Below are 21,209 nucleotides of genomic sequence, written 5' to 3'. Positions count from 1 at the left end.
GGGTGGCAACACTCACCAAAGGAGGAAAAGATGTCGGAACCATTCTTGGCCGAAGTCCGCATTGTGGGCTTCAACTTCGCGCCCCGAGGCTGGGCCTTCTGTGACGGCCAGATCCTGCCGATCAATCAGAACCAGAGCCTCTATTCGCTGCTCGGCACCACCTACGGTGGCGACGGTCGGACCTCCTTCGCTCTGCCGGACCTGCGTGGCCGGTCGCCGATGCACGTCGGCCGGAGCAACGGTGGAGGCGACCACCGCCTGGGGCAAAAGAGCGGCGAGGAGACCCACACCCTTTCGGGCGCCGAGATGCCCAATCATGACCACGTGCTGCGGGCCACGAACGCCAACGGCACGACCGATCAGATCAACGGCACCGTGCTGGCGCGCGCCGTCGGCGCCAACGTATACGGAGAGTTCGGCACCCAAGTCGGGATGGCCTCCGGAACGGTGGCGAACGTCGGAGGCGGTCAGGCCCACGACAACATGATGCCCTATCTCGCGATCAACTTTTGCATCGCTCTTCAGGGACTCTTCCCGTCCCGCAACTAGAGGAGATCAGCGATGTCAGAACCTTTTGTCGGAGAAGTTCGGATGTTCGCGGGCAACTTCGCGCCGCGGGGCTGGGCCTTCTGTGACGGCCAGCTCCTGGCGGTGTCGCAGAACGATGCCCTCTTCAGCTTGCTGGGAACCATCTATGGTGGCGACGGTCGCACGACCTTCGGCTTGCCGGACCTGCGCGGTCGGGTTCCGATCCACGCCGGGTCCGGGCCGGGTCTGTCTCCCCGCCGATTGGGCGCCAAGGCCGGAGTCGAGAATGTGACCCTGACGGTCAACCAGCTACCGAGCCACACCCACGCCATGCAGGCGGCCAACACCCAGGCCAACAATCAGCAACCGGTCGGCCGGGCGCCGGCCTCCACCATCGGTATCGACGCTTGGGCCGAGGATCCCGACCCGGTGAACTTCAGCACCCAGTCGATCACCAATGTCGGGGGCAGCCGAAGCCACACCAACCTGCAGCCCTTCCTGTGCATCCACTTCATCATCGCCCTGGTCGGCATCTACCCGTCCAGGCACTAGGAGGCGAACATGTCGGAACCATTTACAGCGGAAATTCGCATTTTCGCCGGCAACTTCGCGCCGCGTGGTTGGGCCTTTTGCAATGGGCAACTCTTGCCGATCGCTCAGAACACGGCACTGTTCTCGCTCATCGGCACGACCTATGGGGGCGATGGCCGGACAACGACGGCCCTGCCCAACCTGAAGGGCCGGCTGCCGATGCATCCAGGCCGGGGGCCTGGGCTGACCTCGCGCCGTCTCGGGCAGCGGGGCGGCGTGGAGATGGTGACCCTCTCCGAAGCGCAGATGCCCAATCATACCCACCAGCTCATCGGCTCTGGGGAAGACGGCAACTCGCAGAATCCCCAAAACCATCACTTCGGCGCCGGCACCGACATGTACCGGTCGCCGTCGGGGACGACGCTGGAATCGATGGCGGACCAAACCTTGCCTTCGGCCGGAGGCAGCCAGGCGCACAACAACCTGCAGCCGTTCTTGGTCATGAACTTCATCATTGCCCTGGTTGGGCTGTATCCGTCGCGAGGCTGAGTTCAGGTTCGGTTCTCCACCAGAAGTTCTTGCAACCATCGGTATTCATTGCCTTTCGATAAGGAGAAGAACATGCCAGATCAAGGAGCCTCGAGCGTTGAGTACCGCGCTTTCGTGCGGGATTTCGATCGCCAGGATGGGCGTGATGGTGTGCTGTACGTCATCGCTACGATGAGTTTTCCGGACAGCGGTTGGACCGCCATGATCGTGCCGCAGGCCGACCGGCCCGACGAGTGGCGCCTGCTGGTGCAGAAGCCGCCGTATCGTGACGGCAGCCGCACCTATGTGATCGCTTCCGGTACGACGGAGCACCAGATGGAACATGTGCCCAAGGTGATTCGGGTCTTCAACGTCAGCGAAGAGACCAACGTCAAGGTCGAGCCCTGGGACTGATGGGCTGAATCTTGGGAGGTCCTGTACCTCCCAAGATCTCTCGCTAGAATTTCCATCCGATGTCCGAGATCACATTGCGACCGATGACCGAGGCGGACCTACCGTTCATGCGGCGGGTCTATGCCGGCACGCGGGTAGAGGAGTTGGCTCAGGTGCCCTGGAGTGATGGAGAGAAGCAGGCCTTTCTCGATATGCAGTTCCACGCCCAGCACACCTACTACCAAGAGCACTTTGCGGATGCCGCCTTCGATGTGATCGAGGCCGATGGCGAGCCGGTCGGCCGGCTGTACGTGGATCGGCGCGAGGACGAGATTCGCCTGATCGATATCGCTCTTCTGCCGGAGCATCGGCGCGGCGGCATCGGCGGCCGGTTGGTGAAGGAGCTGCTGGCGGAGGCCGGCGAGGCCGGCCTGCTCGTCCGCATTCACGTCGAACAGAATAACCCGGCGATGACCCTGTACAAACGCCTCGGCTTTCGCATGATTGAGGAGCAGGGCGTCTACTACCTGATGGAGTGGGTGCCGGAACCGTAAGCATCCATCCTTTTCCTTTTTTCTGGACTCAGCGGAGAATTTTTCGATGCTCGAAAAACTACAGCTTTCCACCTTCCAGGAGCACGTCGGTTCCAAGGCCCGACTGACCTTGGAGGGCGATCCGGCGATCGACCTCGAGATCACCGAGGTCACCGCCATGGTGAAGAATCCGGATTCCTCGCGGGAGCCCTTCTCGGTGCTCTTCCGCGGTCCGGCGGAGCCGGTTCTGGAACAGGCGATTTACTCCCTGGAGCACGCTGGTCTCGGCGAGATGGGCTTGTTCCTGGTGCCCCTTGGGCCGAAGGGTGACGGCATCGAATACGAAGCCGTGTTCACCTGATCGCCCCTGGGGAGCGGCCCGCTGAGCGCTATACTCACTTCATGGCTCACTCTCCCAGCGACACCCGGCGAAAGAGCTTCATCGAAAACTTCGCCGGCCGACTCAAGTATCCACAGCTGTTCTTCGTCACGGCGGCGGTCTTCTTGATCGACCTCGTCCTGCCGGACATGATCCCCTTTGCGGACGAGATCATGCTCGGCCTGTTGACCGTTTTCCTCGGTCGCTTGCGGCGGCCGGAGGCCGCCCAGGACGACGACCACGACGATGGATTCCACCGGCGGCGCCCGAAGAACGTGACGCCTCCTGGAACGGACCGGCGGTGAGGCGTGCACTGGCGACGGCGTTAGCGCTAGGCGCTTTGCTCCCCGGCGGTGCCTCGGCGACAGTGTCCGGCGCCGTCTTCGAGTTGGAAGAACTCCGCCATCGCCTCGCCGGCACCGAAGGCCCCTGGCTCGAGTTCTTCGCCAATGCCAACCTGCGTACCGGCCTCTATCGGCTGCCGGCTGGATCCGAGGACCTCCAGAACCCCCACGCCGAGGACGAGATCTACTTCGTCCTTCGCGGCAAGGCGGTGATTTCCATCGCCGGCGAGGACCGGCCGGTAGGGAGTGGAGCGGTGATCTTCGTGGCGGCCGAGGTGGAGCATCGTTTTCACTCGATCACCGAGGACCTGGACGTGCTGGTCTTCTTCGCTCGTTGAATCGAGCGTTTCCTCCGAACAACGCAAGGAAGAGAACAGGCGACCGAGGGATCTCGATCGCCCGAGGGGTGCTTCGATCAGAAGCTGCGGGGCCGGTCGTTCGGGCCGCGCGGATTGGTTGGGGCCGGAGCCGTTTCCGCGGTGGTCTTCTTTTTACAGGTACAAACCGTATAGCAATCGCCGTCGCAGCTACACGGTGAGCAGCCGGTGGCAGAAGGATCGCAGCCGCGGGTGGCGCACCAAGCTCCCGAGCAGGTGGCGGTACAGGTGGTGGTGCCGCCTCCAATGGCTTGACCTTCGGTATTGAACACGACGAACGGCAGGCTGGAAATCTTCGTGTCCTTACCGTTCACCACCTCGTGGCGGGTGCTCGGGGCGGCGGTCGCCACCGCCCGCCCGGAGGCCAGCAGATCGAGAGCCGTTGGCGAGCTGTCGTCCACGGCGACCGCCTCACAGCCGGCCTTTCGCTCGGCGTAGGCGGCGGTGGCAAAGAGCGCCGCTGCGATCCAGAGTACGAGTGCTTTGCGCATTGAGTTCCTCCGTAAGAAAGTGCACGAAATGGCTGGCTAGAAGAAGGGCGTCGGCGTGCGGTCCCGCGGCACGTTGCCGGGTTCCGCCGGAGCCGGCGAGTAACTGGATTCCTTTTTACAAGTGCAGCCGTAGTCGCAATGGATGCCACTGCACGAGCAGTGGGAGCAGCCCGCCGTTTCGGCCTTGCAGCCGCTGACGGTGCAGTCGCTGCTGCCGGCGCAGGAGCCCGTGCAGGTGGTGGTTCCGCCGCCGATGGCGTAGCCGTCCTTGTCGCGGATCACGAAGTCCTGTCGCTCGACTTTGACCGCTCCGCCGGCCTTCCACTCGACCTGTGGAGTGCCCAAGGCAAGAAGATCGCCGGTGCGCAGGAGATCGGCGATCGCCGGTGCGGTGAGGTCGATGGCGAGGGGTTTGCACTCGGTCCCCTGCGGGTCGGGAAGATCCATGGTGAGGGCGGGGCCGGCGACCAAGGCCAGCAGCAGGATGGCAAAAGAGAGTTTCTTCATCGGTCCTCCTAGAGCTCCGCCGGCGGTGTACGCCGACGAAGCTGGATTGAGATTCGTTGGGGAAGGGCGCACCTAACGGAAGCTCGGCTCACGCGGTACGTTGCGCGGATTGACCGGGGTGGGAGCGGTCTCCGCCGTCGTGGTCTTTTTGCAGGTGCACTCGGAACTACAGTTACCGTTACAGGAGCAGGCCGAGCAGCCGCCTTCGTCTGGATCGCAACCGGAGACGCCGCACCAGGAGCCGGTACAGGTGGCCTCACAGGTGGTGGTTCCGCCGCCGATCGCCATGCCGTCCCTATTGCGGATGATGAACGGCTGGGAGGACTCCTTGACGACGCGAGTGCCGATGGTGTTGAGGCGCGTAACCGGAGCGCCGAGGGCCTGCACTTGGCCTTGGGCCAGCAGGGCGGCGATGTTCGGTGCCGTGGCGTCGATGGCGGTGGGCTTGCAGTCGACCGGTGCCTCGGCCAGGGCGAAGGGCGAGAGGGTGAGCAGGATCAGCGCGGACAGGACGGTGATTTTCTTCATTTCAGTTTCCTTTCCGGTTCAGTCGAAGGAAGGGGAGCGCGGAACGTCGTCCCGCGGCCTGGGCTGGTTTGGCGCGGTCTCGGCGGTTGTCGACTTCTTGCAGGTGCAGGACGGACAGTCCCAGTTGTCGCGGCAGATGCAGCCGGTACAGCCGCCATCGTCCGGGTCACAACCGGAAATGCCGCAGCCGCCGGTGCAGGTGGCGGTGCAGGTGGTGGTTCCGCCGCCGATGGCGTAGCCGTCTTTGTCGCGGATCACGAAGTTCTGCCGGGATTCCTTGACGTTGACCTCGCCCTGCCGGGAGCGCTCGACCAACGGTTGGCCGAGGGGGGTCACCACGCCCCTGGCGAGCAGGGCCGCGACCGAGTCCGAGGTGGTGTCGACGGCGATGGGCGTGCATTGCGAGCCCGTGGCTCGTTCGGCGAAGGTGGGGAAGGTGAAGAGGGTGAAGAGGAGGGCGAAGATTCCGATCCAGCAACATCGAGATCCGAAAGACTTCATCAAAGCGCAAGCTCCTTGTGGCCTGCCGGCAGTCCGCCGGAACTCCAGAAGCTCCAATACCGAGCGGTCGCCAGCGATTGGAAAGGGGATCGCCGGGAGCGATGCGGTCCGGAGACACCTCCACCGGGGCGCCGGCGGATGGATCCGCGACGCACCGGCCGGTGCCCAAGCTACCGGCCGCGATGGCTTCTCAGCGATCGAGGTTCTATTTAGGAATGCGCAAAACGGCGAACGATCCCCTCACCGGGGCGGAAGGAAGCTTCAGGAGGCAGCGTCCTTACGCCGCTCCAACTCTTCGAGCGTCTTTGGCCAGTCGCCTTTCAAGAGCTTGGAGAGCACCCGGTCCGCCAGCAGCTTGCCGCCGGTCTGGCAGGGGGCGCAGTAATTGGACTCGTTCTCCGCGTACAGAATGCGCTGCACCGGGGCGCCGCACTCCGGGCAAGGCTCGCGGTAGCGCCCGTGGACGGCCATCTCCGGGCGGAAGGCGGTGACCTTCTTCGGGAAGCCGTCGCCGGTCTCGGTCTGCAAGCGCTCGATCCACTCCGTGAGGACCGCCCGCATCGCCTGGAGTAGGCGATCGCCTTCGTCGTCGGTCAGGTGCTTGGTCTGCTTGAAAGGCGAGAGCTGAGCCCGGTGCAGGATCTCGTCCGAGTAGGCGTTGCCGATGCCGGCCAGGATGTGCGGGTCGGTCAGGGCTCGTTTGAGGGTGTGGTTCTCGGCTCGCAGAGCGGCCAGTACGGCCTCGTCGGGCGAGGTCAACGGTTCGATGCCGCCGGGATCGTGCAAGCGTAGGCCCTTCTCGCCCTCCACCAGATGGAGCGATGCCCGCTTCTTCGAGCCGGCCTCCGTCAGCAGCAGCGTGCCCGCGGCAAAGTCGAACGCCGCCGATCCGAGCCGGCCGGGGATCTTGGCCGGCGGGTCACCTTCGTGCCGCGGCTTCCACTGGAATCGCCCGGCGACCATCAGGTGGATCACCAGGAACAGTTCATCTTCCTGCTCGAAGACGATCCGCTTGCCGATTCTTCGGAGGCCGGTGACCGCCTTGCCTTCCGCCGTGGAGATCGGCGGCCGAACGCTGCGCAACAGAAAGGGGCTCGCCAGGCGAATGCGCTCCAGCCGTCGGCCGACCACCCGGGTCGTCAGGGCGTGAAGGTACAGCTCGACGTCAGGCAGCTCAGGCAAAGAGATTCTCGTCCGACTATCTTACGTGGTTAATGACTATAAAGACGCCTTCTCTTGACGGCGAAAAGTACAAGAGTCCCTGGTGTTTCCAGTATGCAGAGTAGGTAGATCTCTCCTGTGAAACCCGGAAGTAAAGACCGTCGGAAGCGATACCCAATCGCTTGAGGATGAAGGTCTGAGATAGCCGCGCTTTGGCTCTTCGAGGAGTTTGTTCAAAGTAGAAGGTCGCCTTGAACTGTTCTTTTCGGACCCTGAAATCTAGTCCCAATGTGAAGTGAGACATTTCATCGTCAGTAAGAAGTTCATCCTTGCCGATCTTCGCACCAAACGCTGTGATGTCGTTGACCAAGCTCCGCGCCGCAGTGCCCAGACGCTCATTCTTGAAGGTCGTGTGTGGGACGTCAATGGGTGTGTGAAATGCTTTGGTATTGGGCAGTCTGATGCCGTTGGGCAGGAAGGGCGTCGATATCATTGCTGGATTTCTCGTAACGCCTTTCGCTATGCCAGTTGTCTCAATCTGACTGTGTGGGGAGTCGAGGATGAACGCGCTCATCGCATCCGTTAGTGGAATGAACGAGTCGCGGGGAACTTCAGCTATGAACTCCTCATTTCCCCATTGCTTCGCGAACAAGTACTCCATGATGGATCGATGAGAGAACTTGTAGTTGCCGACAGCGTCTCGGTTGAGGAGCGCCCGGCCACGCGCTTGCCAGGGCTGAATGTCGATCTCCCACCGGCTTGCGAGTTCTGAGAGCTCATCGGCATGCACTGCTTCCATGCCCCGCCGTTCGCGTTCCAGGTACAAGTTCGCGGCGAGCCGCTCTGAGAACTGCCACAAGGTGTTTTTGTTCACCCATCCATCTTCTCGTTCAATCCAGCCCGCGACGATGGCCTCGTAGATCTGCGCTCTCGTGCTGATGCTGTCCTGTTCCACCAGCTCCGGAAGATGACTGAGCAACATGGGGCGTAGCATGAGGTCCGCGGACTTCCGAAGAAGACCTTTGGCCCTGCGACGCGCCTTGACTTGCCAAGGTTTGAAGCACCGTCGAAGGTATCGACGTACCTCCCGATCGTTGAGAGGCGCCAAGTACAGTTTCCAGAACTCGTATACGGCGCCTTCCCCGAGTCCACGCGGTTGGATCTTGGTGATGCCGGTCTCGGTGGGGATCTCCTCATCTCGGCTGAAGAACTGGGTCCGGCAAGTGATGACCACGGCTCGAAAGTCCTTCGACAATTCCATGAGGTCCCGGATTCGGGCTCGGTGGTCCTCGACTGCCTGGACGTCTTCGTCGAGCGCGTCGAGAAACAGCACGGTCTCATTGGGAAACTCGGCCGCGGCGATTCTCTCTTCGACATCGTCTCGACCCAGGGGCACGAGATGCAGTGTTCGCCTTCGCTTGGAAGGCTTCGTTGCGTTGTAGGCGTAGTAGTTCAGGACAAAGGAGGTCTTGCCGGTTCCAGGTCCAGCCAAGAGCAAAAGATGACGTCGCGACGTCCCCTCGGCCAAGAAATCATCGACGGCCTCGAAGAGGTCACCGGACGCGGCGACGGGCATTCGCCGTTGGGTCGCTTCTTGTCCTGGATCGATGTTGGTGTATCGCGGGCGAATGTAGCGCCGGGTGGCGAATTTGATCGTGTCGGAATCAAAGGGGCCGCGGGCAAGTCGATTCTCGAGTAGTTTCCGCGAGCGATGCTCGCTGAGGATCGGGATCCAGGCCGCGGCCAGTCGCCCAACCGCTATGTAGAGACCGACTACGCCTACCGCGAGGGCGCCAGCCGTTAGGAGAAGGTCGGGGCCGAAGAATGAAGTGCTGACAGCCTGGGCTCCCTCTAGAAGCTCCACTCGGCGAACAGCTTTTGCTGGAAGCGCTGGAGGTCGTGGACCTGGGGGACGGTGTCTTCGTTCTGCAGCTCGACGAACTTTTTGTTCATGGCGTGGAGCCGCCGGGCGAGGACGCGGGTGATGTGGAGGAAGACCTTCAGGGTCGGCCGGTCGCCCTGCAGGTAACGCTCGCGTAGGGTGGCGCAAGGCAGCACCAGGGCGCGGGTTTCCTCCAGCGGGCGCACCGAGGCGGCGCGGGGATCGCCGGTCAGGGCCTCCATTTCGCCGACCACTGCCGGGGCTTCGAGCACCGCGAGCTGGACGTCTTCGCCGTCCAGCTCCTGAAAGACTTCCAGGGTGCCGGCGAGCACGAAGTACAGGGTGTCGCTGGAAGTGCCGGCTTCGATGAAGGCCTCGCCGGCGGCCAGCGTTTCTTCCCGGCAGGCGGCCACGAATTCGGCCAGTTCGGTCTCGGGGAGATCCTGGAACAGGGGAAAGGCTCGATAGTTCATCTCGATGTCTCCGGATCGTTGGTCAGAGTCCGCGCAGGACCGTGGCCTTGCCCACTTCGCGAATCGCCAGCACGAAGGCGGCGGTGCGCAGGTCGAGGCTGCGGCGCTCGGCCATGGTGGTCACCGCGTCCCAAGCTTTGCGCAGCAGGCGCTCCAGCTTTTCGTTGACCTCGTCGCGCTCCCAGTAGAAGCGCTGGGTGTTCTGCACCCACTCGAAGTAGCTCACGCTCACCCCGCCGGCGTTGGCCAAGATGTCCGGCACGATCAGCGTGCCCTGGTTTACCAGCGAGCGGTGGGCGGAGGGCACCGTCGGGCCGTTGGCGCCCTCGACGATCACCGGCGCCCGCACCGTGGCGGCCACCTCATCGGTGATCACGCCGCCCAGGGCGGCCGGAATCAACACGTCCACGTCCATTGCGAAGAGTTCCTCTTCGGAACTGTCGTCGGCGCCCGGGAAGCCTTTGATGGAGCGCTCCGGACTGGCTTTGACGTGGTCCGCCAGGGCCGCCGCATCGAAGCCCTCGGGGTTTTTGAGATACGCGGCGTGGTCGCCCACGGCCGCCACCTGGGCGCCCCAGGAGTCGAGAATCCTTCCGGCCCAGCTCCCGACGTTGCCGTAACCCTGGATGGCGACGGTGGCCCCTTCGATGCTCCGGCCGAGACTTTCGAGCGCCCACTTCGAGCACAGCGCCACACCGCGGCCGGTGGCCTCGTCCCGACCTTGGGAGCCGTAGATCTCGATCGGCTTGCCGGTGACGACGCCGGGCTCGAAGCCGTGAAATTTGCCGTACTGGTCGGCGATCCAGGCCATGGTCTGGGAGTTGGTGTTGACGTCCGGCGCCGGGATGTCGATGTTCGGGCCGATGATGAAGTGGATCTGGTCCACGAACTTGCGGGTCAGGCGCTGCAGTTCGCTGTTGCTCAGCTCGTGCGGATTGACCATCACGCCGCCTTTGCCGCCGCCGTAAGGAATTCCCACAACGGCGGTCTTCCAGGTCATCAAGCTGGCGAGCGCGTTGACCTCGTCGTCGTTCGCTTCCGGATGGAAGCGGATGCCGCCCTTGAAGGGGCCGCGGGCGGCGTTGTGCTGCACCCGGAAGCCGTCGTACACGGCCACCGTGCCGTCGTCCCTCTCGATCGCCACCTCGACCTTCATCTGGCGTGCCGGCGTCACCAGCAGTTTTTCGATCGAGGGGCTCACGTCCATGACGCGCGCCGCGTCGGTGAAGTACTGGAGGGCGTTGTCGAAGTGGCTCGCCATGATTCTGTTCTCCTCGCGGTGGGGCGGGGAGATGGTACCACCCTGATCTTTCGGTCTGGGGCAGGCGGGCGCTAGCGGAAGTCGACCCGCCAGTTGATGTACACGGCCACCTCGTTGCCGTTGATGCGGGCCGGCTGGAAGCGCCAGTCGCGCACTGCTTCCGTCGCCAGGTAGGCGCGTAACGGAGAAGGCGCTTCGACCACTCGCGGCAGCGTCGGCCGGCCCCGCCGGTCGAGGTGGATCTGGAGGATCACCGGCCGCGGCGACGAGCCGCGTCCGTAGCGCGGATCCTTGCCGCTCTTGCGGTCCGGCAGGATGGAGTCGCCATCGACGGAGAACAGAGTTGCCGGGCCGCCAGGCCGCTCGGCGAACCGCTCGTCGGTGATCTCGCCGTCGACCGCCAGCGGGCGCTCCTCCCAGGAGGCCACCAGAGTGCCGGTGGGGCCGAAGCGCAGCAGGTTGAGGTCCTGAACTTCCGGATCGAGGTGGAGGGCGAGGGCCCAACTCCAGCGGGCGGAGTCGAGGTCGTCGATGCCCGCCTCGGCCACCGCTTGGAGGGCCAGCAGGCGGGCGATCTGGGCGGCGCCCTCTGGGTCATCGGACACCCGTTGGGTGAGCCTTTCCAGGGCGCGGCGGGCCAGTCGCAGGGCGCGCAGCGGTGAGCGGCTCTCCAGGGCGCTTTCGATCGCGTTGATGTTGGAGTCTCCGCCCTGCGGCAACACCGGCGGGGCGAGAGCGGCGAACGAGAGAAGGACGAGCGGAAGGAGGCAGCCGATTCGCATGGTCGATTCCTATGCTCGCACGAACCCGCCGCCGGTTCCAACCGGTATTTCGAAGCTGTCACAAGTCTGGTCTACATCGAGGCGTCCTCGGTGACCTCCCATCCTCCACCGGTCTTCCGCCGCAGCACGATCAGGGTCAGTCCCGAGGCGTCTTCCCGTTCGTACTCGTCCGGGTAGCCGAGCATCCAACGGGCCACCACCGTGGCGCCGTGGACGGCGCTCGGCACGGCGTCGCCGAGGAGGGAGACCTCTGTGCCGGTGACCGGCTCAACGGAGAGGAACTCGAAGGTGAGGTGCCCCATCGCCTTGCCGTCCGGGTAGCGCCGCTGATAGCGCGCCAGCACCTCCGCCCGGCCGCGGGTGAGGCCGGTGGGCGAGACGAAGAGCGCATCTTCGGCGTAGGAGTCGGCGAAGGTCACCAGGTCGCCGCGATTCCAGGCCTCGGCCTGTTCGAGGAGGAAGGTCTTGATTTCGGCCACCGCCTCGGCCTTGCGGCGCTCGTGCTGCTCCCGGTGCCAAAGGCCCGGTCCGTGGGATCCAACGTAGCCCGGCGCTTCGGCGAACACCGGATCGGCCAGCACCTCGTCCGCTGCGGCAAAGCGGTAGCCCTTCTCCTTGAGCCACTCGAACAACCGATCCCACTGCGCGCCGCTCACCGCCATGGCGTGGAGCAGCAATACCTGGGGCACCGGGCGGTCGAAGAGGCGCTCGGAGAGTTTCCATTGGGAGCGAATCGAGACGTGCATCGACTCGTGGTACGACTCGGCGATACGGCCCTGCGCGGTCTCGTCGTCGCCGGCCTCCAGCCAAGGAAGGGCGAGACTCCAGTCCTGGTTGTCCAGGGTCACCGGCACATTACGTTGGCCGGATTCGTCCAGGTAGGCCCGCACGGCGTCGAGTTTCGCTTGGCTGTCACCTTCGCGCAGGTAGGGAAAACGAAAAAAGCGCACCGTCGATGCGGGATCGCGCTGACGCAGAAACTCCGCCAGCCCCGCGCGACCGGCCTCGGCGTCGGCGATGAATTCTGCCGCCGTCAACCGGTGCAGGCTCGGATGGTTGGCGGTGTGATTGCCCAGCTCATGACCGGCCTCGAGCCAGGCCGCGAGCACCGCCTCGTCCCCCTCCTGCAGGCGGCCCCAGTTGACAAAGCCGACGGCCGGAACGGCGTGCCGTTCGAGGGCGGCGAGCATCTCCCGGGTGAGGCGCAGACGCTCCTCGGGATCTCGATGGAGGCTGCCGGACATCGGCAGATCGTCGACGGTGACGAGGAGGGGGATGCCCTCGGTACCGGCCAAAGCCGGGACTCCAGCGATGAAGACGAGGACAAAGGCGAGAATCCGGTATGAATTGCGCATGCCGGGATTCTAGCGGGCCGGCCCTGAGGAAGAAGACGAACGTCTGGGTTTTCTGTTCGACCTAGTGTTGGCTCGTCAATCGTTGTCGACCTCGAGCGCGATGTCCTCTTCGAACGGCTGCCATTGGAGCTGGAGTGCGACCAGATGCCGAATCACCATGAGTGCGATGGCGGTCAGTCCGAGCATCAGGGCGTCGGCACCGATGCTGAAGACGGTCGAAAAGGTGATCTGCTCAAAGGTCTCCGCACGGAGGGCGAGTCGAGTATCCGTTCGGTTGACGAAGTGACTAGCCACCCACAGAACCCACCAGAATCCGATAGTGGAAGCCTGGGCTTTGGCGAAGGGTTCGTCGGTGATCGACTGGCTTTGGGCTCGCAGTTCCTCCATGACCTGGTACGGTCGCAGGAGGTTGACCAGCGGGATGAACCAATAACCGACAGCCCATCCCGGCGTGAATCTCAACGCTTCGCCTTGTCTTCGCTCCAGCGCTTTGTACGAGGCATGGAGCCATCGCAGCCAGAAGATTGCGGTGACCAGAAAGAGAACGCCTTGGATCAGGTCGATGCCGATAGACGTCCAGTCGGAGACGGTGAGGAGATGATTGGAGAAGTCCCTTCCCTCCCGGATGCCCGCAACCAGGACCCATTGAACCAGGCCCGTCAGGACTCCTAGCGAGCCGACGACTAGGTTGGCGATCAGTAGGCCCGTTAGCCGATGACCCCTCTGGCGCGCGATGTCGTCAATGGATTCCGCCGGTGGTGCCTCTGCCACCTCTACTGGATGTTCGGTGCCGGGAACATACGATTCCTCGGGAGCCATGGTGCTCCTTTCCTCCCCTCTCCTGGGCGGCTTTCACGATCTGACGAAAACGGGTTCTATTGGGAGCCCAGGGGTTCCGCCGTTGGCTAGATAGAAACCAAGTTAATCCGAATGGAATGTAGCAGATGGCACAAAGTGAGACGGCGGATCACTCCCCGATACGCACCAGCCGGATCAGCGGCCCGTCGAGGCTCTCTTCATCGCGCAGATCGACCTCGCCGGCGAGGTGCCAGAAGTTGTCGCCTTCGGGATCGATCAGGGTGTGTTCCACCTTCCACCGGCGCGGGCCTTCGGCTTCGATACGGGTCCAGTGGGCCTGGCGGGCGTCCGGCGTGAAGAGGATCTCTTCGTAGTCCGCCAGGAAGAAGGCGAGGGTCTCTTCGAAGCGCTCGGCGGTCCAGGGTTCTTCCGGGTCGGCACTCTTCACGCAGCCGGCGGCGGCTTCCCAATCCTCCTGCGACAGGGCGCGCACCAGGTGGTGCAGCTCGGCGCGCACCCGCGCGGTGAAGGCCTTGGGATCGTGGAACAGCTCGTAGAGGCGGAGTTCTTCCTTTGCCTTGACGCGCTCTTCGGCGTGCTCACCGGTGGCGTCGTACACCAGCTCCGGGTGCATCAGGCTTTCCCACTCCTCGATCAGGCTGGTGTCCACCCGCTCGATCATGGTGCGGAAGAAACTTTGCACGTCGAGCACCCCTTCGGTCTTGTACTTTTCCGGCACGCTCTGGGCGAGGGTCTTGTAGAGCTGCGACAGGTAGCGCAGCAGCACGCCTTCGCTGCGGGCCAGGCCGTAGCGGCGCACGAAGTCCGCGAAGGACATGTACTGCTCGAACATCTCCCGCCCGACGGCCTTCGGCTTGATCGCCTCGCCGCGCACCCAGGGATGGATCTCGCGGAAGGCGTTGAAGGTCTGGTAGATGCGCTCGGCGTCGGGCTTCGGGTGGGTGATCTCCTCCAGCCGTTCCATGCGCTCGTCGTAGTCGACGCCCTCCGCCTTCATGCGCATCACGGCCTCTTCGCGCGCCCTGTCCTGGAGCTTGTAGAGCACCGCCCGGGGATCTTCCAGAATCGCTTCGACGAAGGTCAACACCAGCACCGGGTACTCGGGCTCTTCGGGATCCAGCGTGCCGAGGGCTTCCACTAGATACAGGGAGAGTACCTGGTGGAGGGAGAAATTCTCCTGGAGCTCCTCGTCCACCACCGCCCACAGGTAGTCGGTGTCCGTGTCGCGCTGCATCGTGAGGACGCCGGCCCGTCCCAGGGAGCGGATGCGCTCGGCGGCGTCTCGCAGGTGTTGGCGCTTCGAGCCGTCGTCTTCGTGGCTGGCGGCGACCAGCTCGCGGATGGAGGTGAAGTTGCCGCGCTCCGGGTCGTCGAGGGCGGCGTCCCGCTGCACCAGATCCAGCACCATGCCGTGGGTGATGCGGAAGCGCGACTGGAGCATCTCCGGCGGCCGGTTCATCAGGCTTTCGAAGGTCTCCTTCGTCCAGGACACGTCGCCCTTGCCGGGACCTTTCTTCTTCGCCAACTTCTTGCGCTTGGCCTTGGCGCTGGCGTCGCTGCGCTCGATGCGCGCTTTCTCGATGATGTGTTCTGGTGCCTGAGCCACCACGCTGCCGCGCTCGTCGAAGCCGCGGCGGCCGGCGCGGCCGGCGATCTGCTGGAAGTCGCGCACCGAGAGAATGCCCACCTTCTGGCCGTCGTACTTCGCCAGCTTGGTAAAGAGCACCGTGCGGATGGGAACGTTCACCCCCACGCCGAGGGTGTCCGTGCCGCAAATCACTTTGAGGAGACTCTGCTGGGCGAGCTGCTCCACCGTCAGCCGGTACTTGGGCAGCAGCCCGGCGTGGTGCACGCCGACTCCGAAGCCGAGAAAGCGCTTCAGCTCTTTGCCGTAGGGCGTGTCGAAGCGGAAATCGCCCAAGGCCTCCCACACCATGTCGCGCTCCTCCCGGGCGGCGGGCTTCAAAGACGTCAAGCTCTGGGCCAGCTCGGCGCACTCGCGCTGGGTGAAGTTGACGATGTAGATCGGCGCCTTGCCGGCATCGAGAAGCTCCTGCACCGTCTCGGTCAGCGGTGTGTCCCGGTAGTCGAAGTCGAGCGGCACCGGTCGCTCGTCGGAACTCACATGCGAAGCCTTGCGACCGGTGGTCTCCTCCAGCCGCTCGGCGATCGGCGCCGTGTTGCCGAGGGTGGCGGACATCAGCAGGAAGGTGGTGTGCGGCAAGGTGATCAGTGGCACCTGCCAGGCCACCCCGCGCTCCGGATCCGAGTAGTAGTGGAACTCGTCCATCACCACATAGGGCGCGTCCGTCTCCTCGCCGCGCCGCAGCGCCATGTTCGACAGCACCTCGGCGGTGCAGCACAGGATCGGCGCCTCCGGATTGATCGAGGCGTCGCCGGTGAGCATCCCCACCCGGTCCGCTCCGAAGTCGTCGCACAGAGAAAAGAACTTCTCCGACGCCAGCGCCTTGATCGGGCTGGTGTAGAACGATGTTCGCCCCTCGCACACCGCCTTGAAGTGAAGCGCCTGGGCCACCAGCGACTTGCCCGAACCGGTGGGGGTGTTCAGGATCACGTGCCGCCCGGCCACCAACTCCAGAATCGCTTCCTCCTGCGCCTCGTACAGCTCAAACCCCACGGCGCCGACCCAGTCCAGAAAACGGACGAGGATCTCGTCCGGATCGGTGAGCCGGTCGGCGGGAAGGTGGTCGGCGAGGGTGGAGGAAGCGGTCACGGGTCGGTCTCGGGTCGCTCGGGAGTGGAGGGGCTGACCGTGGCGGACTGTACCGCAGGGTGAGTCGCGGTTCCGGTTTCGCATCGGCCGATGCAAGAGTTCCCGATGCTAGAATGTCACGGGTATGTCATTCCCGGCCTTTCCCGTCGGGCCTCTTACCTCATCGATTTTTCCGATCGGAGCGGCCATGAAGCCTCCCGAGATTTTGCATTTGACGCCCGGAAAGCGGGTTTTGTTTTTGACCAAGGATCCGGACCTCATCCGGCGGCAGCTTGCCGGGGAGCTGGATCTTCAGATGGACTCTCTGTCTGTTGACGACTTGCTGGACGACATCAATACGGATGCCATGACCCCCGCCTGGGTGTGCTTTTCGCACAAGCCCGAGGACATTGCGCGGGATGCCTATGCCGGCCTGATCGTGGACGGCGAGCGGCTGTTCGAGCGCGATTCGCTGCGGGACGGCAATTTTGAGGTGATCGTCTCCGGCCTGCGCAAGGGCGTGGGCAGCTCCCGGGAGACGGCGGTGCAGGCGGAGAAGTGGTGCGGCATTCGCCTCGCCATCGCCGCCTCTTTCGCCCCCATCCACGCCCGCAACAACATCAACCAGGGCGTGCTGATGGGCGACCACTCGATGCTGTCGCGCTTGCAGCGCGGCGAGGGCATTGCGCTGGAGGAGTTCTATCGGGACTATGACCCGATCACCCAGCGTGTGGTGCGCTCGGGGGGCCTGTTTTCCTTCTCGAAGGCGCTGTCGAAGGGCGAGATCGATCTGCCGGAACTAGCGACCGGGCCGCGGCCGATGACCATGGCCGAGAAGGTCCTCGCCCGCCATCTGGTAGGCGCCGAGGAGGGCCAGCGCTATGTCAAGCCCGGCGACGCGGTGGTGGTGGAGGTGGACGGCGGCTACTCCCACGAGTTCACCACGGCTCAGGTGCACTATTTCCTGGAGCAGGAATACGGCGACGACTACCGGGTGAAGAATCCCGCCAAGTTCGCGGTGTTCGAGGACCACCTGATCTACGCCGACGACGTGCCCAAAATGCGTCCCTTCGTCGGCAAGATCCAGACCCTGCGGGACCTCCAGCGGGATTTCCAGCGCCACACCGAGACGCAGGACTTCTCGGCCACGGACAACGTGTCGCCGGGCATCTGCCACGAGGTGGCGCGGGAAGAGCTGATCGAGCCCGGCGATTTCATCCAGGCGACGGACAGCCACACCTGCATGGGTGGGGTGAACAATGCGCTGACCTGGGGAGTGGGCGCCACCGAGTACGCCAACCTGATCTACGCCGGCTTCACCCAGGTGGAGGTACCCGAGTCGATCCGCTTCGAGCTGTTGGGTGAACTGCCCGAGGGAGTGACGGCGAAGGACCTGATGCTCTACATCCTGCTCGAATACGCCAAACCCCAAAAAACCCTGAACCGGGTGATGGAGTTCACCGGTCCTGGATTGTCCAAACTGTCGATGGACGAGCGCGCCACCTTGACCAACATGGCGACGGAGTGCGCCGCCCGCACGGCCATCTGCCTGGCGGATGAGGAGACCTTCCGCTGGCTTGCCGAGTGGCGGCCGGAGGTGGATATCGAGCGCCTACGCGCCCGCACCGTGGCGCCGGATCCGGGGGCGGAGTACGCCGGCGGCGTGCACACCCTGGACCTGTCGGCGATGCGGCCGATGGTGGCCCATCCGGGGGACCCAGACCAGGGCATTCCGTCGGACCCCACCAACGGCGCCTTCATCGAGGAGATGGGGGAGGTGGCCGTCGAGATCGCCTACGGCGGAAGCTGCACCGCCGGCAAGATCGACGACCTGGAGTTCTACCACCTGGTGGCGGAAGAGGCGTCCGAAGCCGGCCTCCGGGTGCACGAGGGGGTGCGCTTCCTGATCCAGTTCGGTTCGGAAGCGGTGGAGCGGCACTGTCGGGAGCGCGGGATGATCGAAACCTTCGAGAGCGCCGGCGTCACTCTCATCCGTCCCGGCTGCGGCGCCTGCATCGGCTGCGGTCCCGGCGTTTCCGAGAATCCCGACCAGGTGACCGTCTCCGCCATCAACCGCAACTACAAGGGCCGCTCCGGCCCGGGCCGCCTGTACCTGGCCTCGCCCCTCACCGTCGCCGCCTCGGCTTTCACCGGCAAGATCACCGCCTACACTCCGGGGATGTTCGCGCGGGTGGAGGAGCCGGTGCTGGCGTAGGGGGCGTCAGAGCCGCTTCACGTACCGCTCGAACTCTTCGGCGACCTGATCCGGAGTCCGGCCGTAGACCTGCTCGAAGGCGACGTCCGCCGGGTAGCCTTCAACGGCGTAGAGCAGGAAGCGCGGGAACTCCTTGTGGAACCAGTCTTTCTCGCCGTGGCACAGGTAGTGGCTGAACAGCCAGGCGGTGGGAAAGTAGAGGCGCGGCCGCTCGGCGTTGGTCTGGGAGTCGATGTCCAGTAGGTCCGCGGGCGAGATCCCCCTGCCGTCGCGCACGGCCCCTTTCACCCGATCCAGATCGCTCTCCGCCAGCGACCGTGCCCGGTAGGCTCCGCCGAAGGGGCTCAGGGCCCAGCGGCTCGGTTGGATCTTGCCCGGCACGATCGCTCCCTCTTTGATCCGGGCGTTACTGATGTACCAGGTGAAGCCCTGTTCGATCCACGCCGGCAGAACAACCCCTCGCCGTTCGAGGTGACGGTCGAGGTAAGCGCGGGTGGTTTGGAAGAGCAAGATGCGCTGGAAGAAGTCCGGATCCAGCACGTCCGTGTCCAGCACCATCAGGCCCGACTTGGAGTAGGTACCGCCGATGGAATCCCCACTCCGTAGCTGCCGCCGAACTTTCTTGGAGCGGTCCTTGTTGGCGAACACGAAGACGGCGATCTTGCCGTCCTGCGGTCGCGGGGAAATGCGATCGCCGACAAAGGCGTCGAGGGCGTTGAATACCGATTCCATCTCGGTGGCGAGCTGACGGGCCAGTTTCTCGTCGGGCACGTCGGTGACCACGGTGAACCGGGGAGTATCGAAACGCGAGCGGTAACGGGGATCGAGCAGGGTTTCTGCGTACTCGGCGTGGCGCCGCAGGAAGGCGAGGCGTTCGCTGCGATCCAGCTCGGCGATCGACTGCGCTTCGGAAGTGGCCCAGGGCGAAAGGTGGGTTCCGCCCAGGACCTGCGGCGGGCTCGGCGAGGTTTCGTCGAAGCTCTTGTAGGAGACGGTCCACTCGAGAGTTGCTGCCACGGGTTCACCGTTCTCCAGCGCCGGAGCGTAGCGCCAGCGGGAGAGCTGCGAGCGGGTGTGGTCGACGAAGAGGTGGTCGTAGGCCGTCGTGGGCTGAATCCCCAAGATCTCCACCTCGGACACCTTGCCGCGAGGATTCACCTGCACCCGCACCTTGAGCTCCGGGCGGATGTCCGTGCCGGATGCCTCCATCGGGGCGTAGAGGGACGAACTCTCGATGAGCATCGGGGAGAGGTTCACTCCCGGAGCGTCCTGGGCCGCCATCGGAGCGGGGCTCCATAAGGCTCCGGCCGAGAGGCCGAGCGCCAGGATGATCGCCATCTTGCGGGCGAGGATCGAGGGATCGAGGGGATGTTTGCGGCTCATCAGGGTTCCTTCGAGGCTTCGTAGGCGTCGCGGTGGGCCTTGGCCGCCGCCGCGTCGCCGAGGGTGGCGTAGCACTCGGCGAGGTAGTAGTGCGCCGTGGTGCGCGAGGGGGCGAGGCCGATGGCGTTTTCCAGCGAGGTGACCGCCTCGCCGCAGCGAGCCAGGCGATGGAGGGCGAGGCCCAGGAAGTAGTGGGCTTCGGCGCGCCGTGGATTGAGCTGGGCGGCGCGGCCGAAGGCTCCCGCCGCCTCATCCCATTGCTCCAGGCGAAAGCTCGCCATTCCCAGGTTGTACCAGGCGGCTTCCAGGTCCGGCAGGCCGGGAGCGGCCCGCCGCAGCAGGTCGACGGCGCCGGCGGCATCGCCGGTCGTCATGCGCCGGGTGCCTTCGTCGAAGAGGGATTGCGCGTCGGTCACCTTCGCCCACCGATCCTCGGCCGCCTCTGTGCGGGCGACGATCTCTTGGTCGCTGGCGAACAGGTGGAGGATGGCGGCGTTGGCGACCTCGGATTTCGGCCGCAGGGAGAGGAGCCGGCGAAAGACCCTCTCGGACTCCGCTTCCAGGCCGCGATCCCACAGATCCCAGGCGGCCTGTTGAAGGATGGCGGGAACGCTACGTTCGATTCCGAAGAGTTCATCGAGGTTGATCGGCTGCTCCGCCGCCTGGTCGGCCGGCGGCTCCGAGGCCGGTGCTGGGTCGCTCAGGGCGTCGATGGCGGCGAGGAAACGGTCGGCGGAGCCGGCTTTGCCGAGAGCCTTCAGATACCGCCGTTCGAGGGCGACGGTGCGGTCCGGAATCTCTGCGAGCAGGTCGAGAACGACGGACCAGCGCTCCAGGCGCTCGGCGGCGGTCGCCAACTGCCAGCGCACCTTCGGATCGCCGGTCAGTTCCCACTGTTGCGAAAGCGACTCGAAGGTGCCTTCGAGGTCGTCCAGGCGGGCTTGGTAGCGGGCGAGGAGACCGAGGGCCTCGGGTTCCGGCGCCGCGTCGGTTCGGGCGATCCGGGATGCCAGGCGCTCGGCGAGGAGTTCGGCGGTCCCTTTGGCGACCTGGCGGTCTTGAGCCACCTGGGCGAGCATGGCTACCGGCAGAGGGAGGTCCCGGTTCTCCACCCGGTGACCGAGGGCCTTTACCAGCGCGGCGTGCTCGGCTGCCGGCAGGGCGTGACGCTGGTGGTAGCCCAGCAGGGCGGCGAGTACCGCTATCTCGTCCGGAAACGCTTCGCGCGCCGCCCGCAGGTGGGCTAGCTCGCCTGCGGGATCCGTCTCGAAGCGGGCCTCCCGCAGCATCCGCACGCAGTCCTCCGGCGGCAGGGTGGGAGGGCTCTGGGCGGCGGCCGCGCTGACGGTCCCCACCAACAAGGCAAAGGCAGTAAGGGCCGACCGGCGCACCTTGGTGAAGGAGCGAACAAGCATGGCTGGAAGAACTCTATCGCGAGGCCGGTGGAGGGAAGGTGGCTGACCGCTTGCTGAAAAACCTATCTGCACACTGTTCCGAGCCCGAAGGGTGAGGCGGCGCCTTTGGC

At 64.7% G+C, this 21,209-nt stretch carries 23 protein-coding genes; 9 read left to right on the top strand and 14 right to left on the bottom strand.

The genetic code is table 11. The features are described from left to right. Positions 1 to 30: 30 nt before the first annotated feature. From AAF481_01860 to AAF481_01825, 8 genes are all read left to right on the top strand, one after another. Positions 31 to 549: a tail fiber protein gene (locus AAF481_01860; protein ID MEM7479894.1), complete on the top strand. Its 519-nt coding sequence runs from the start codon at positions 31 to 33 to the stop codon at positions 547 to 549. A gap of 12 nt (positions 550 to 561) precedes the next feature. Beyond that, complete coding sequence (locus AAF481_01855) at positions 562 to 1,080, top strand: tail fiber protein (GenBank protein ID MEM7479893.1); 519 nt, start codon at positions 562 to 564, stop codon at positions 1,078 to 1,080. Between the two features lie 9 nt (positions 1,081 to 1,089). Then, a complete protein-coding gene (locus AAF481_01850; GenBank protein MEM7479892.1) occupies positions 1,090 to 1,608 on the top strand; it encodes a tail fiber protein in 519 nt (172 codons plus the stop codon). 72 nt (positions 1,609 to 1,680) lie between these two features. After that, positions 1,681 to 2,001, top strand: coding sequence for a hypothetical protein (locus AAF481_01845; GenBank protein MEM7479891.1), 321 nt, complete (start codon positions 1,681 to 1,683; stop codon positions 1,999 to 2,001). A 59-nt stretch (positions 2,002 to 2,060) separates the two neighbouring features. Then, on the top strand, positions 2,061 to 2,534 hold the full coding sequence (locus AAF481_01840) for a GNAT family N-acetyltransferase (protein MEM7479890.1): 474 nt from the start codon (positions 2,061 to 2,063) through the stop codon (positions 2,532 to 2,534). A 46-nt stretch (positions 2,535 to 2,580) separates the two neighbouring features. Further along, positions 2,581 to 2,874, top strand: coding sequence for a hypothetical protein (locus tag AAF481_01835; protein ID MEM7479889.1), 294 nt, complete (start codon positions 2,581 to 2,583; stop codon positions 2,872 to 2,874). A gap of 41 nt (positions 2,875 to 2,915) precedes the next feature. Beyond that, positions 2,916 to 3,197: a DUF6116 family protein gene (locus AAF481_01830; GenBank protein ID MEM7479888.1), complete on the top strand. Its 282-nt coding sequence runs from the start codon at positions 2,916 to 2,918 to the stop codon at positions 3,195 to 3,197. After that, positions 3,194 to 3,574, top strand: coding sequence for a cupin domain-containing protein (locus tag AAF481_01825; protein ID MEM7479887.1), 381 nt, complete (start codon positions 3,194 to 3,196; stop codon positions 3,572 to 3,574). Before AAF481_01830 ends, AAF481_01825 begins: the two co-directional genes overlap by 4 nt. Before the next feature lie 77 nt (positions 3,575 to 3,651). Here AAF481_01825 and AAF481_01820 read toward each other — a convergent pair whose 3' ends face one another. The 12 genes from AAF481_01820 to AAF481_01765 form a co-directional block, all read right to left on the bottom strand. Continuing rightward, positions 3,652 to 4,104 carry a hypothetical protein gene (locus AAF481_01820; GenBank protein ID MEM7479886.1) on the bottom strand — a complete coding sequence of 151 codons (453 nt, stop codon included), beginning with the start codon at positions 4,102 to 4,104 and terminating at the stop codon, positions 3,652 to 3,654. A gap of 36 nt (positions 4,105 to 4,140) precedes the next feature. Then, the gene (locus tag AAF481_01815; protein ID MEM7479885.1) at positions 4,141 to 4,611 is read right to left on the bottom strand and encodes a hypothetical protein; all 471 of its coding nucleotides are present in this window, start codon (positions 4,609 to 4,611) and stop codon (positions 4,141 to 4,143) included. A 72-nt stretch (positions 4,612 to 4,683) separates the two neighbouring features. Then, positions 4,684 to 5,139, bottom strand: a complete 456-nt coding sequence (locus tag AAF481_01810; GenBank protein ID MEM7479884.1) for a hypothetical protein — start codon at positions 5,137 to 5,139, stop codon at positions 4,684 to 4,686. Positions 5,140 to 5,157: 18 nt separating this feature from the next. After that, positions 5,158 to 5,640, bottom strand: coding sequence for a hypothetical protein (locus AAF481_01805; GenBank protein ID MEM7479883.1), 483 nt, complete (start codon positions 5,638 to 5,640; stop codon positions 5,158 to 5,160). Between the two features lie 261 nt (positions 5,641 to 5,901). Continuing rightward, the gene (locus AAF481_01800) at positions 5,902 to 6,822 is read right to left on the bottom strand and encodes a DNA-formamidopyrimidine glycosylase family protein (GenBank protein MEM7479882.1); all 921 of its coding nucleotides are present in this window, start codon (positions 6,820 to 6,822) and stop codon (positions 5,902 to 5,904) included. A gap of 16 nt (positions 6,823 to 6,838) precedes the next feature. Then, a complete protein-coding gene (locus AAF481_01795; protein MEM7479881.1) occupies positions 6,839 to 8,665 on the bottom strand; it encodes a hypothetical protein in 1,827 nt (608 codons plus the stop codon). Then, positions 8,653 to 9,156, bottom strand: a complete 504-nt coding sequence (locus AAF481_01790) for a cyclic nucleotide-binding domain-containing protein (protein ID MEM7479880.1) — start codon at positions 9,154 to 9,156, stop codon at positions 8,653 to 8,655. Before AAF481_01790 ends, AAF481_01795 begins: the two co-directional genes overlap by 13 nt. 22 nt (positions 9,157 to 9,178) lie before the next feature. Then, entirely contained in the window at positions 9,179 to 10,417 is a 1,239-nt protein-coding gene (locus tag AAF481_01785) for a Glu/Leu/Phe/Val dehydrogenase dimerization domain-containing protein (GenBank protein ID MEM7479879.1), read from the bottom strand. A gap of 71 nt (positions 10,418 to 10,488) precedes the next feature. Continuing rightward, positions 10,489 to 11,199 carry an energy transducer TonB gene (locus AAF481_01780; protein ID MEM7479878.1) on the bottom strand — a complete coding sequence of 237 codons (711 nt, stop codon included), beginning with the start codon at positions 11,197 to 11,199 and terminating at the stop codon, positions 10,489 to 10,491. A gap of 71 nt (positions 11,200 to 11,270) precedes the next feature. Beyond that, complete coding sequence (locus tag AAF481_01775; protein MEM7479877.1) at positions 11,271 to 12,554, bottom strand: polysaccharide deacetylase family protein; 1,284 nt, start codon at positions 12,552 to 12,554, stop codon at positions 11,271 to 11,273. Between the two features lie 75 nt (positions 12,555 to 12,629). Next, positions 12,630 to 13,373 (bottom strand): DUF4328 domain-containing protein, encoded by a 744-nt coding sequence (locus AAF481_01770; GenBank protein MEM7479876.1) that lies wholly within the window; start codon positions 13,371 to 13,373, stop codon positions 12,630 to 12,632. 148 nt (positions 13,374 to 13,521) lie between these two features. Continuing rightward, positions 13,522 to 16,107 (bottom strand): DUF3516 domain-containing protein, encoded by a 2,586-nt coding sequence (locus AAF481_01765; GenBank protein MEM7479875.1) that lies wholly within the window; start codon positions 16,105 to 16,107, stop codon positions 13,522 to 13,524. A gap of 232 nt (positions 16,108 to 16,339) precedes the next feature. On the opposite strand from AAF481_01765, the gene AAF481_01760 reads away from it, so the two are divergent. Then, positions 16,340 to 18,301 carry an aconitase family protein gene (locus AAF481_01760; protein MEM7479874.1) on the top strand — a complete coding sequence of 654 codons (1,962 nt, stop codon included), beginning with the start codon at positions 16,340 to 16,342 and terminating at the stop codon, positions 18,299 to 18,301. A gap of 6 nt (positions 18,302 to 18,307) precedes the next feature. On the opposite strand, the gene AAF481_01755 is transcribed toward AAF481_01760, so the two are convergent. Both AAF481_01755 and AAF481_01750 read right to left on the bottom strand, forming a co-directional pair. Continuing rightward, entirely contained in the window at positions 18,308 to 19,684 is a 1,377-nt protein-coding gene (locus tag AAF481_01755) for an energy transducer TonB (GenBank protein ID MEM7479873.1), read from the bottom strand. Beyond that, positions 19,684 to 21,099 (bottom strand): tetratricopeptide repeat protein, encoded by a 1,416-nt coding sequence (locus AAF481_01750; protein MEM7479872.1) that lies wholly within the window; start codon positions 21,097 to 21,099, stop codon positions 19,684 to 19,686. Before AAF481_01750 ends, AAF481_01755 begins: the two co-directional genes overlap by 1 nt. Positions 21,100 to 21,209 lie beyond the last annotated feature (110 nt).

The sequence above is a fragment of the Acidobacteriota bacterium genome (assembly GCA_039030395.1).
In the GTDB taxonomy this organism is placed as follows: Bacteria; Acidobacteriota; Thermoanaerobaculia; order Multivoradales; family JBCCEF01; genus JBCCEF01.
The sequence above is the reverse complement of the archived record's forward strand: the minus strand, read 5'-3'. Positions and strand labels throughout refer to the sequence as shown.